Annotated in this window: 9 protein-coding genes; 7 read left to right on the plus strand and 2 right to left on the minus strand. The window is 39.7% G+C overall.

The window, feature by feature from the left end:
- Positions 1-25 precede the first annotated feature (25 nt).
- The 5 genes from WKU33_RS11240 (at position 26) to WKU33_RS11260 (ending at position 7,517) form a co-directional block, all read left to right on the plus strand.
- On the plus strand, positions 26-1,204 hold the full coding sequence (locus tag WKU33_RS11240) for an MFS transporter (protein WP_445321699.1): 1,179 nt from the start codon (positions 26-28) through the stop codon (positions 1,202-1,204).
- Positions 1,205-1,246: 42 nt separating this feature from the next.
- Positions 1,247-1,900 carry a ribonuclease H gene (rnhA, locus tag WKU33_RS11245; protein ID WP_156857012.1) on the plus strand — a complete coding sequence of 218 codons (654 nt, stop codon included), beginning with the start codon at positions 1,247-1,249 and terminating at the stop codon, positions 1,898-1,900.
- Between the two features lie 196 nt (positions 1,901-2,096).
- Positions 2,097-2,465 carry an ArsR/SmtB family transcription factor gene (locus tag WKU33_RS11250; RefSeq protein ID WP_336252645.1) on the plus strand — a complete coding sequence of 123 codons (369 nt, stop codon included), beginning with the start codon at positions 2,097-2,099 and terminating at the stop codon, positions 2,463-2,465.
- Positions 2,458-4,590 carry a heavy metal translocating P-type ATPase gene (locus tag WKU33_RS11255; RefSeq protein WP_336252644.1) on the plus strand — a complete coding sequence of 711 codons (2,133 nt, stop codon included), beginning with the start codon at positions 2,458-2,460 and terminating at the stop codon, positions 4,588-4,590. Before WKU33_RS11250 ends, WKU33_RS11255 begins: the two co-directional genes overlap by 8 nt.
- Positions 4,591-5,126: 536 nt before the next feature.
- Positions 5,127-7,517 carry a penicillin acylase family protein gene (locus WKU33_RS11260; protein WP_156857009.1) on the plus strand — a complete coding sequence of 797 codons (2,391 nt, stop codon included), beginning with the start codon at positions 5,127-5,129 and terminating at the stop codon, positions 7,515-7,517.
- Between the two features lie 300 nt (positions 7,518-7,817).
- On the opposite strand, the gene WKU33_RS11265 is transcribed toward WKU33_RS11260, so the two are convergent.
- Positions 7,818-8,855 carry an aldose epimerase family protein gene (locus WKU33_RS11265; RefSeq protein ID WP_077703054.1) on the minus strand — a complete coding sequence of 346 codons (1,038 nt, stop codon included), beginning with the start codon at positions 8,853-8,855 and terminating at the stop codon, positions 7,818-7,820.
- A 145-nt stretch (positions 8,856-9,000) separates the two neighbouring features.
- Here WKU33_RS11265 and WKU33_RS11270 point away from each other — a divergent pair, with 145 nt between their 5' ends.
- Positions 9,001-9,699: an L-ribulose-5-phosphate 4-epimerase gene (locus WKU33_RS11270; RefSeq protein WP_077703053.1), complete on the plus strand. Its 699-nt coding sequence runs from the start codon at positions 9,001-9,003 to the stop codon at positions 9,697-9,699.
- Between the two features lie 111 nt (positions 9,700-9,810).
- Positions 9,811-10,923 (plus strand): GntR family transcriptional regulator, encoded by a 1,113-nt coding sequence (locus WKU33_RS11275; RefSeq protein WP_077703052.1) that lies wholly within the window; start codon positions 9,811-9,813, stop codon positions 10,921-10,923.
- A 228-nt stretch (positions 10,924-11,151) separates the two neighbouring features.
- Here WKU33_RS11275 and WKU33_RS11280 read toward each other — a convergent pair whose 3' ends face one another.
- Entirely contained in the window at positions 11,152-12,747 is a 1,596-nt protein-coding gene (locus WKU33_RS11280) for a xylulokinase (RefSeq protein WP_077703051.1), read from the minus strand.
- Between the last annotated feature and the right edge of the window lie 8 nt (positions 12,748-12,755).

Below are 12,755 nucleotides of genomic sequence, written 5' to 3' on the forward strand. Positions count from 1 at the left end.
AAAAAAGATGTTTGTCTGTTTTTCAATGAATAAAGGTGGTATAAACTTGAAACTAAAAAAAGTGCTGCCGATTCTTTTTATGATTATGTTCCTTGTGATGGTTGGCTTTGGGATCATCATTCCAGTGCTCCCGTTCTATGCGGAAGAATTAGGTGCCTCGCCAACGGAACTTGGATTATTAATGGCAGTATATTCATTCATGCAATTTTTATTTGCGCCGATGTGGGGAAGAATATCGGACAGGTATGGTAGGAAACCAGTTATTCTTGTAGGGATATTTGGTTTATCGTTATCCTTTTTCCTCATGGCATTATCTACACAAGTATTGATGCTGTTTGCCGCCCGGGTTATCGGTGGAGCGTTATCAGCAGCAAACATGCCGACTGTGATGGCGTATGTTGCAGACATCACAACGGAAGAAGACCGCAGTAAAGGAATGGGGATAATTGGTGCAGCGACAGGACTAGGATTTATTTTCGGTCCAGCGATTGGCGGAGTATTCACGAATATCAACCTGCACGCACCATTTTACATAGCAGGAACATTATCATTCCTGACACTCCTTTTCGTGATGTTTTTCTTGAAAGAGTCCTTGCATTATTCCGAAGCTGGAAAAGCTGGTAGAGACAAGAAACAGCCTTTCCGTAAAGCAATTGCAGGACCGTTTGCGTTGCTCTACTTCTTGCAATTTTTCATTACATTATCGCTTGCTGGGCTGGAGGCAACATTCGCGTATTTCGCAGCGGCTAAAGCAGGGCTTGATGCGGTGAAACTTGGTTATATCTTTATGATAATGGGACTTGCAAGTGCAGCTGTTCAAGGAAATATGGGGAAACTGACGAAAAAATTTGGCGAAGTGCGGATTATCCAATCGGGGATTATCATCTCGGCTATCGGGTTTGCACTGATTTTATTCACACAGAACTTTATCACTGCAGCTATTTTCCTTGCGATATTCGGAGTGGGGAATGGTGTGATTCGCCCAAGTATTTCGTCTCTCTTAACGAAAAAGTCACGTGCGGGTTATGGTAGGACGACAGGTTATCTATCTTCCTTCGATTCCCTTGGAAGAATTATTGGTCCGGTACTCGGCGGAGTTCTATATTCAATTGCGATTGAACTGCCATATATTTCAGGAATTATTTTATCTATCGCAGCATTCTCCCTTGTTAAAGGAGCAGCTCGCGGTCGAATGAGTACTTAATTTATTGGTGCAAACACTAAAAAAAGGAGTCGGAGTCGTACAATGGCAAAGCAAAAATATTATGTCGTTTGGGAAGGCAGGAAGCCCGGAATTTATACAAGCTGGGCAGAATGCCAGAAACAGACGAAGGGTTATAAACAAGCGAAATTCAAATCTTATATGATTCGTAAAGAAGCGGAAAAAGCGTTTGAAGAAGGCTGGAAGAAGAATTGGGGGAGTGGTGGAAATACGGCTGCTGTATCTAGTAAGAGGTCAACGAGCAATGCTTCTTCAAGCACTTCTACAGAAAAAATAGATTATGACAGTATTTCAGTTGATGTTGGTACTCGTGGGAATCCAGGTCCGATTGAGTATCAAGCAGTAGACACACGGACAGGAGAAGTCGTATTTTCTTATGGCCCGATTAAAAAAGGAACGAATAACTTAGGAGAATTCCTGGCAATCGTTCATGCCCTGGCATACTTACAAAAGCAAGGTAGCAATAAGACGATTTATACGGATTCGGTTAATGCGATGAAATGGGTGCGGGAAAAGAAGGTTTCGACAACGCTGAAACGGGATGCATCGACGGAAGAGGTTTGGAATTTGGTTGACCGGGCGCTTCACTGGCTTCATACCCATACGTATGAAAATAAAATTAAGAAATGGGATACGAAGAAGTGGGGCGAGATTAAGGCGGATTATGGGAGGAAATAGAGCGAAATATACCCTTATTAAAAGGGCTAAATTAAATGGAATAGCAGGGCAGTTCAGTTGAAGAAGAATTGAGGAAATAATCTCGATTCTTCTTTTTTGTCTTATACAATATCCTTAATCAAATAAACTTGAATAAGGGAGAGTAAAATGATAAAGTTCATTCAAGTATATATTTGAATAATAATGAGGTGAGGATATGAGTAAAAAAGATACCTGTGAAATCTTTTATTATGACGAAGAAAAGGTTAACCGAATACAGGGGGATTTACAGACAGTAGATATTTCTGGTGCAGCCAAAATGTTTAAAGCAATTGCCGACGAAAATAGGGCAAAAATCACATATGCATTGTGTCAAGAAGAAGAATTATGTGTGTGTGATATAGCGAATATTATTGGGTCAACAATAGCAAATGCTTCTCATCATTTACGAACACTTTATAAGCAGGGTGTTGTGAAGTATCGAAAAGAAGGAAAACTCTCTTTTTATTCGTTGGATGATGAACATATCAAGCAGTTAATGATGATTGCGTTAGCCCACACGCAAGAGGTGAAGGTCAATGCCTGAACAGCTAGTTAAACGATCCGAACAAGAAATGAAAGCATATCGTGTTCAAGGATTTTCTTGTGCAAGTTGTGCAGCTACATTTGAAAGTAACGTTAAAGAATTGCCAGGTGTAAAGGATGCAAAAGTAAACTTTGGAGCATCCAAGGTTTATGTTAAAGGGGAGACAACAATTGAGGATTTAGAAAAGGCCGGATCCTTTGAGAATTTAAAGGTTCGGGATGATAAAGAGAAAAGAGTGGAGCGCAAACCCTTCTGGAAGCAAAAAGAAAACATAAAGGTATATATTTCAGCGGTTTTACTTGTTATTAGTTGGTTTTTAGTACAGGAATACGGAGAAGGGCATATGATTCCAACAGTAGGTTACGCATCCTCGATTTTGATTGGTGGTTATTCGCTATTTATTGCAGGTTTTAAAAACCTAAGCAGATTAAATTTCGATATGAAAACATTAATGACGATTGCGGTTATAGGGGCCGCCATCATCGGTGAATGGGGCGAAGGGGCAACCGTTGTCATTCTTTTTGCTATCACGGAAGCATTAGAGCGTTATTCAATGGATACAGCTCGTAAATCGATTGAATCATTGATGGATATTGCACCAAATGAAGCGTTAATTCGCCGTGGAAATGAAGAAATGATGGTAAACGTGGAAAATATCCTAGTGAACGATATTATGATTGTAAAACCTGGTCAAAAATTGGCTATGGATGGGGTGATTATCAATGGTACTTCTACGTTAAATCAGGCTGCGATTACTGGTGAAAGTGTCCCAGTTATAAAAACAATGAATGATGAAGTATTTGCGGGAACGTTGAATGAAGAGGGGTTACTTGAAGTCAAAGTAACAAAACATGTGGAGGATACCACTTTATCCAAAATTATTCATCTTGTAGAAGAAGCTCAAGCAGAACGAGCACCTGCTCAAGCATTTGTTGATAAATTTGCGAGATATTATACGCCAGCTATTGTTATATTATCTCTACTAGTTGCTGTTGTTCCCCCATTGCTGTTTGGTGGTGTTTGGGCAGAATGGGTTTATCAAGGTTTAGCTGTATTAGTGGTTGGTTGTCCGTGTGCCTTAGTTGTTTCAACCCCTGTTGCCGTCGTTACCGCGATTGGAAATGCTGCGAAGCATGGTGTTTTAATCAAAGGTGGCGTTCATTTAGAAGAATCTGGAGCACTTCAAGCTATCGCCTTTGATAAAACAGGAACATTAACAGAGGGAATACCTGCTGTAACTGACATTGTGACATATGATGAAAATGAAAGTGAATGGATGACTATAACGGCTGCTATTGAAAAAAATTCCCAACATCCATTGGCTTCAGCGATCGTAAGAAAGGCAAAGGAAAAAAGATTAAATTTTAATAATGTAACGGTGGAAGAATTTCATTCCATTACAGGTAAAGGCGTAAAAGCAAAAGTGAACGATGTCATGTACTATGTCGGAAGTCCAAATCTGTTTGAGGAACTGCATGGAAATATCGAAAGCACGATCAAGGAAAAGATTACTCATATGCAAACAGAAGGGAAAACCGTGATGGTGTCAGGAACAGAAAATAAAATCCTTTCGTTGATTGCTGTTGCCGATGAAATAAGAGAATCGTCCAAAGAAGTTATAGGGAAATTGAACAAACTGGGAATAGAAACAGTCATGCTGACAGGAGATAACCAAAGGACGGCAACAGCAATCGGAAAACAAGTTGGAGTTTCTGATATTAAAGCTGATTTACTTCCAGAAGATAAGTTAAATTTAATCAAAGAGCTTCGCGGAAAGCATCAAAATGTGGCAATGGTTGGAGATGGTGTAAACGATGCTCCAGCACTTGCGGCATCAACCGTTGGTGTAGCGATGGGGGGAGCTGGAACAGATACAGCATTAGAAACAGCCGATGTTGCTTTAATGTCCGATGATTTAAGCAAATTGCCATATACAGTTAAATTGAGCCGTAGGGCTTTGGCGATTATCAAACAAAACATCACCTTCTCCTTGGCAATTAAGGCTGCTGCTTTATTGTTGGTTGTTCCTGGTTGGTTAACGCTATGGATAGCGATATTTGCAGATATGGGGGCAACATTGCTTGTGACATTAAATAGTTTACGACTATTAAAGGTAAAAGAGTAAATGCATATCACCAGGGAAAATTTCTCTCCTTCGCGTTTTTTAGGAAAGGCAAGACTTAATTGATGTTATCACGTGTTGCGTAAGAGCACTGTATGAAAACAATTTAAATGAATGGCTGGGAGTGTGGTTTATTTCTGCTCTCAACCATTAAGTTTATTCGTAGTTATTATTTATTTTAAGTTTACCCAAAAATAAAGCTTGAATTGCGGATGAAAATAGGCATTAAAAAATCGTCTAGAGGATTTTCATGAGGAAAACACCAATTAGTGGAAAACGATGGAAAGGTTGTCTCTACTTATGGTACTACTGACAAATAAGGTGGCTAAAAAGAAGGAAGAGGTACTTTCTATTTAAAAAGCCTATATAATCAGATGGCGCATTGAGTTAAAAATAACTATCCATTGTCCTCCCGGGCCATTCATTGTATAATGATGTAATAACAGACTTTTATTTATTATCTGACCATTAAATGTTAGTATTTTTCAAATGTTGGTATAGCATGATTTGCTGGTGGCCAATTTAAAGGGGAGAAGCAAATGGAACAACAGACAACAACGAAGAGTCCAGTAAGGAAAAAAGGAAGATGGAAGAAGATATTACTTATTGGACTATTATTGTTACTAATTATTGGGGTTGGAGTGTTCATATATATACATTCATACATAAATAAATCTTTGCCTCATATCGAAGGTACCATTGCGTTACCGCATTTACAAAATGAAGTTACGGTGATCACGGATGAAAATGGGGTACCCCATATAAGTGCGCAAAATGATCATGATTTATATATCGCTCAGGGCTATGTACAAGCGCAATATCGCTTGTTTCAAATGGACTTGTCACGAAGACAAGCATCTGGAACTTTGAGTGAAGTAGTTGGAGAAAGTGCGATTAATAATGATAAATATTTTCGTGCGCTTGGATTGAGACGGGCAGCTGAAAAATCGTATGATACCTATACAGATGAAGGAATTGAAGTGTTAGAGTTATTTGCAGAAGGTGTGAATGCATATATTAACGAGGCAATAGAAGACGATAAATTACCAATTGAGTATACATTGCTTGGTGTAGAGCCAGAGGAATGGTCGACAATAGATTCCCTTACGATCGGGAAATATATGGCATTCGATTTAGGGGGAAATTGGGAACGACAAGCGTTTAACTATTATTTATTGAATCAGTTCAGAGAGGAAAAAGCCTTGGAGTTATTTCCAGTATATCCCAAGAATAAGCCGACAATCATGGAAGATGGTGAAATTGATATAACGGGTATTATAGAACATGCAGTTATTCCACATGATTTTAATGGAAGTAATAACTGGGTAGTAAGTGGTGAAAAAACAGCTTCAGGTCATCCGTTATTAGCGGATGATCCCCATTTAGGTTTGGCGACACCATCGATTTGGTTGCAGATGCATTTAGAATCAGCTGATGTAAATGTGGGTGGAGTTATTTTTGCAGGTGTACCTGGGATCATCCTTGGTCACAATGAAAATATTGCATGGGGAGTAACGAATGCAAATCCCGACGTTCAGCAGCTTTATATAGAAAAGCGGAATCCAGATAACAAAGAAGAATTTGAGTTTGAAGGAAAATGGGAAAAGGCACTTGTTCATGAGGAGCCAATCAAAGTGAAAGACGGTGAAACGATTGATTTCCAAGTGCTTGAAACACGTCATGGACCAATTATTTCTGAGTTTGCAGAAGATAGTGCGAAAGATACCGTTTTCTCTCTACGCTGGACTGCACTTGATGCAACGACAGAGTTAGAGGCCATCCTAGATATCAATCGGGCAGAGGATTGGGAAACATTTGAAAAAGGGTTAGAAAAATTCATTGTTCCAACGCAGAATTTTGTTTTTGCTGGGAAAGATGGAACCATTGCATACAAAGCAAATGGAAAAATACCAATCTATGAAACGAGTGAAGATGCACTTTTACCACTTCCTGGTTGGGAAGCGAAGTACGAGTGGGAAGACTTTATTCCATTTGCTGAATTACCTCGTATCGTAAATCCGGAGAAAGGCTTTATTGCAACTGCAAATAATAAAATTGCTGGTGAAAGTTACCCCTATCATATTTCCAACGTTTGGGCACAGCCATATCGTTATGAGCGAATCACAGAAGTATTAGAGGCAAGGGACGATTTTACTGTAGAAGACATGCAAAACTTGCAGATGGATGCGATGAATTTACGTGCGCGTGAGTTTGTGCCGCTATTTAATGATGTTCTAACAGGTGTAAACCTTGGCGAAGCGGAAAAAGAGGCTTTGGAGTTTCTACAAAATTGGGATTATAAGGATGGTGTTGAGCTACCCCAGCCTTTGATATTCCATTCCTGGTTTGATGAAATCGATGCAATTTTATATGATGAAATTCCCGAATCGATGATGGAATTTTTTAGTGCGAACGGACAGACAACCGATGAGCTATTACGCAAGAGTATCAATGGTGAAAAATCCATTTGGATAGAAGAAAATGGTGGTTTAGAAAAGGTATTGCAAACATCCTTAACTGCAGCAGTTATGAAATTAGCGGATAAATATAGCGAGGATATGGAAGCCTGGCGGTGGGGAGATTATCATAAAGTACAGTTTTATCATCCGTTATCTAACGTACATCCTATACTAGCCTACTTTTTTAACAGAGAAAAGCCAATTCCAGTTGACGGAAGTGCTGTCACGCCAATGGCAGCAGCATACAAGAAGGAAACTGGAGAAGTAGATCATGGCGCTTCCTGGCGCTTTGTCATCGACATGGATCAGCCTGTCGTCGGATATCATATTGTCGCACCAGGGCAAATGGGACATTTTAGAAGTGAATGGTACCATGATCAAATGAATGATTGGGCAGAAGGGAACTTCCACAGGACAAAAATCAAAGATGCCCAAGGGAATGAAATTTTACTTAAACCAAGTACAGAGTAAGCTTTTATAAGGAACTTCAGGGAAATCCTGAAGTTTCCCTATGATAAATGTTGTTGCCTAATTGCCGCTTTCTATTGGAATGGAGAGCGGCTTTTTATCTCGGGAGAATTTGTAATTAAAGGTAACTTGTTTGTTGAAAGAGATGTAGTTTTATGATATTAAAATTAAAAGAAAGGAGAACCCACTTTTTGTAGATTCTCTAATTTTTATGTAAAGCCCTTTATTGAGAAGCTCCTTATTTATAAGTGGCTGGGAGCGCGTTTGGACTCTGCTCCTAACGATTGAGTTTATCCCGTAAAATCACGCATCAACTGACAATTCATAAATAATCCGATATGTCTTTTTATCACCTGCATCAAGCACAATATTACCAAAATCCGGATGATGAACTGCACCAGGTAATGTTTGCGGCTCGAGTGCAACAGCCATATGCGGGGATAAGGCATGCCCATCATTTACGATTTCCTTTGATTCAGTCGCGTTTAGAGAATAGAAAACAAGTCCATTTCGATCTGAGTGGATGCGAATATATCGTCCATTATCCGAATTCCTTAATACGGCAATCTCTGAATCCGTTACCTTATAAGGGTCATCAAAGCCAGATGCTCCAATTTGTTTGACAGACTCTAATTTTTCTAAGAGACTACTTTCCTTGTTAAAGTCATAAGCTGTGCCCGAAATATTTAGTAGTTTACCAGTTGGGATTTGGTTCTTATCAAGCTCCACCGTCTCACGCGCAGGAATGCTTAATAGATGACTTTTGAGTCCAGCTGTTTTATTATCGTTTAAATTAAAATAATTATGGGTAGTCGGATTGAACAAGGTCGCCATTTCGGATTGGTTTTCACCGGTAAACTCAATTTGTAACTGATTTCCGGAAATCCAAGTGTATGAAATGGACGCAGCGAGTTCAGCGGGGAAGCCGTCCATCTCAGGATCAATGGTTTTCGTGAAAACTATGCCATTCTCAAGTTCGGAAACGTCCCACCATAAGCTATGGAATCCATTGTTGCCACCATGTAATGTGTTATTACCTTCATTTTGCGGCAATTGAATATATTCATTATTAAACTGGAAAGCTCCATCTTTAATTCTTCCGCCGACCCTGCCGATTGCTTTACCAAAGAAGTACGTCTGATCTGTTATAAAATCCTCCGGGTCATTGAAGCTAAGTAAAATATTACTAGTCTTGCCGTCTTTATCTGGCATTGTTAGCGACGTTAATGCAGCGCCGACATTAAGACAGGAAAAGGAATAACCATTTCCTTTGTCCACCGTATATTTCATTAAGGGAATGTCTGTCTGAGCGTTTAATTTTTCTTTTGTAATTGTCACCATTATGAGCACCAACTTTCTAGATTGAGTAAACCGGTTACAATGCAATTGTATCACTTATACGTATGAAAGTCAATTACCTTTGACTTATACGGACAAGTGATATAAGATGAGGGTAGTTAATAATTCTGTAAGGGGATGAGTCTCGATGTTGGAAAAATTGAAACAAGAAGTCTATGAAGCGAATATGTTACTGCCAAAATATAATCTTGTAACGTTCACATGGGGAAATGTCAGCGGGATTGATCGGGAAAAAAATCTCGTCGTCATTAAGCCGAGCGGTGTGGCCTATAAGGAACTAACATCAGAGCAAATGGTTGTTCTTGATTTGGAAGGGAATATTGTGGAAGGTGATTTAAATCCATCGAGTGACACAGCAACTCATCTTGTATTATATAAACATTTTCCAGAAATCCAAGGAGTCGTTCATACCCACTCGCCATGGGCAGTGACATTTGCGCAAGCCGGCCTTGATGTACCAGCTGCTGGCACGACACATGCGGATACATTTTATGGTCCGGTTCCAGTTACGAGAAAAATGAAGGAATCGGAAGTAGTCCATGATTATGAGAAGCAGACGGGTGACGTAATTGTCGAGACTTTTGAAGAAAGAAAAATTAATCCGTTAGAAGTACCAGCAGTTCTCGTCAACGATCACGGTCCATTTACATGGGGTAAATCAGCAGAGGATGCGGTCCATAATGCAGTTGTTTTAGAAGAGGTATCCAAGATGGCGTATCATACATTGCAATTGAACCCCCATCAGATCGACATGGATTCCTACCTATTAGATAAACATTATTTAAGAAAACATGGAAAAAATGCTTATTATGGACAAAATAAATGATAACTTGAATAAAACGCTGCTGTTTTGAAGAGTGTATCAATTACTTCTTCAAGGCAGCGTTTTTTCTTTGTGATATAATAAATTTGTCATGATATAAAAGGGGATCTAGCCATGGTTAAAAAATATGAACGAATTAAAATAGATATAAGTGAGAAGATCTTATCGGGTACTTATCAGGTGAGTGATAAGTTACCGACGGAATCAGAATTAATGGAAATGTATGAAGTAAGCCGCTTCACGGTGCGCCGGGCAATTGATGAGCTGGAGAAGGATAATTACGTTTACCGGATTCAAGGTGCCGGGATATTTGTAAATGACTGGAAAAGTAAACCGAAGCAGCAAATTCAAAATAAAACGATAGGGCTCATATCAACACATATAACGGATTATATTTTCCCGAATATCATCAGCGGCATCGATAATTATATCTCCGCATACGGTTACTCGATACTTATTGCCGATACTCAGAACAATCCAGAGAAAGAACGGAAAAGTTTAACGAATCTGACAGCCAACCAATTGTCAGGATTTATTATCGAGCCGACAAAGAGTGCGAGAAATAATCTCAATAAAAATATGTACGATAATATAAAAGCGATGGGTATCCCGATGTTATCGATCAACGCGACGTACGATGATCTCGATATTCCGTATTTAGTGATGGATGATGTGAAAACAGGGGAGATGGCGACCAATTACTTAATTTCTAAAGGTCATCAGCAGATTGTAGGAATATTCAAGGTTGATGATAAGCAAGGGGTTGACCGGATGAATGGCTTTATCAAAGCTTATCAGGACCATCCGGAAATCTCGAATATGGGCGATATGATGATGTACCAGACAGAGGAAAAAATAGATAATATCTTCAAAAAGCTGCACACGATGCTGACGCGTTCTAAATATGCTCCAACGGCAATCGTTTGTTACCATGATCAGCTGGCAATTCAAATTATGAATTTCGCAAAAGAGATTGGCTTAAAAATCCCAGAAGATATTTCGATTATTGGCGTGGATGATTACCCGTTTTCCAAATACACGAATCCAAGCTTGACGACGATTCGCCATCCTCAGGAAAAGATGGGATTTGATGCAGGGAAAATGATTATTGATATGATTAATAAACAGGAAGTCCGTTCCAAAGTTTATGAGCCGGAGTTGATCGAACGCGATTCCGTTCTAGAATTAGAGGTAGTTAACGGTTCTCTTCAGGAAAAGAAGGGATAGTAAAGTGAAACTTCATTCAGTGGGGAATTCCTTACCCCCCACTGAATGTTAGTTGAACAGAATCAGGTATTTACGGACTGTATATCCCCCACCTTCACATATTGGGCTTCCCTCGTGTTTAGAAGTGGGGGGTATTACAGACCGTTAATGCGTGATAAAAAGTCCGAATGATTCAGCCTTACCTTATACTCTAAGGGAGGAGGGAAGATCATTCGGATTTTTCATGGATTAAATATGTTCAATTGCCGCTAATTCAACTGGTAGTCCGGCCCTATATTTCGTAATGAATTGCTCGTAACCTTCCACCCCCGCAGGTTCTGGGCTTAATGTAGAACTTTGCGGGTCAGTAAATACGTATTGGTCAAGGAAATCCTCTAAACTGATTTCCTTATTTCCTTGCTTCACGTAAGCTGCAAGTACTGCCATACCCCAAGCACCGCCTTCACTAGCCGTTTTCATAACCGTAATCGGTATATTTAGTGCATTGGAGAGGATTTGTTGGGCGATGACAGGTGTTTTAAATAGGCCGCCTTGTGCGATTAAAACATTTGTCTCGATTTTTTCTTCATTAATTAAAATATCCATTCCAATTTTCAGTGGAGCAAATGCTGCATACAACTGCGTAAGGAAGAAGTTAGCGAGTGTGAAGGAACTATTGACATCTCTTACGAATAGAGGGCGTCCTTCTGGCATTTTCGTGATATTTTCACCAGATAAATAACTATAATTGACTAATCCGCCAGCATCCGGTTCTGATCTTGTTGTTGAGTGGAATAGGATTTCAAATAAGCGGCCTTCATCAAGGTTAACGCCAAGACGTTCAGCGAATTCTTGAAAGATACCAGCCCAAGCATTAATATCGGAAGAGCAATTATTCGTATGGACCATCGCAACAGGCTCATTATTTGGTGTTGTCACGAGATCGATGTCTTTATAGACTTTCTGTAATGGTTTATCAAGGACAAGCATGGAAAAGGCAGAAGTCCCGACGGAAATATTTCCAGTTCGTCTCCGAACACTATTCGTACTAACCATTCCAGTTCCCGCATCCCCTTCAGGAGGAGCCATGATACTACCGGCTTGAAGGTTTCCGTTTATATCTAGTAATCTGGCACCAGCTTCTGATAATGTGCCTGCATGATCCCCTGCTTGTAATACTTTTGGGAGGATATCAAGAAGGTTCCAGTCGTATTGAGAGACATTTTCCAGGTTTTCAAACAGCTTTATATGCTTATCGGAATAAGAACCCGATTCTTCAATTGGGAACATGCCGGAAGCATCACCTACACCTAACACTTTTTCTCCAGATAACTTCCAGTGGACATAACCTGCAAGTGTTGTAATGAAATCAACCTCACGTACATGCTCTTCTTGATCAAGGATTGCTTGATATAGATGGGCAATACTCCAGCGCTCCGGAATATTGAATTGGAATAGTTCGGTCAAGTCATGTGCCGCCTGTCCTGTCGTATTATTCCGCCATGTACGGAACGGTGTTAGTAATTCATCATTTTTTGAGAAGGGTAAGTAGCCGTGCATCATGGCACTTACCCCAATGGAACGAATATTTGAAAGTGTTGTGTGATATTTACTTTCTACGTCAGCAGCTAGTTGAAGATAACTGCTTTGAATCCCTTTCCAAACATCTTCAAGGGAATAGGTCCACATGCCATTTTCGAATTTATTTTCCCAGGCATAGTTTCCAGCAGCAATCGTATTGAAATCGTTGTCAATTAGGACAGCTTTGATTCTCGTAGAACCTAATTCAATCCCGAGATATACATCGCCTTGCTGAATCGCTGTGGACGTCTCTGTAAGATTCATAAAAATTA

The organism is Oceanobacillus sp. HCA-5259, from assembly GCF_037892815.1.
Taxonomy (GTDB): Bacteria; Bacillota; Bacilli; order Bacillales; family Amphibacillaceae; genus Oceanobacillus; species Oceanobacillus indicireducens.

Excerpts from the sequence above, each read along its gene's own strand:
- WKU33_RS11260 (WP_156857009.1), top strand. The coding sequence starts at position 5,127 with ATGGAACAACAGACAACAACGAAGAGTCCAGTAAGGAAAAAAGGAAGA.
- WKU33_RS11250 (WP_336252645.1), top strand. The coding sequence starts at position 2,097 with ATGAGTAAAAAAGATACCTGTGAAATCTTTTATTATGACGAAGAAAAG.
- WKU33_RS11275 (WP_077703052.1), top strand. The coding sequence starts at position 9,811 with ATGGTTAAAAAATATGAACGAATTAAAATAGATATAAGTGAGAAGATC.
- WKU33_RS11270 (WP_077703053.1), top strand. The coding sequence starts at position 9,001 with ATGTTGGAAAAATTGAAACAAGAAGTCTATGAAGCGAATATGTTACTG.
- WKU33_RS11240 (WP_445321699.1), top strand. The coding sequence starts at position 26 with ATGAATAAAGGTGGTATAAACTTGAAACTAAAAAAAGTGCTGCCGATT.
- rnhA (WP_156857012.1), top strand. The coding sequence starts at position 1,247 with ATGGCAAAGCAAAAATATTATGTCGTTTGGGAAGGCAGGAAGCCCGGA.
- WKU33_RS11280 (WP_077703051.1), bottom strand. The coding sequence starts at position 12,747 with ATGAATCTTACAGAGACGTCCACAGCGATTCAGCAAGGCGATGTATAT.
- WKU33_RS11265 (WP_077703054.1), bottom strand. The coding sequence starts at position 8,855 with ATGGTGACAATTACAAAAGAAAAATTAAACGCTCAGACAGACATTCCC.
- WKU33_RS11255 (WP_336252644.1), top strand. The coding sequence starts at position 2,458 with ATGCCTGAACAGCTAGTTAAACGATCCGAACAAGAAATGAAAGCATAT.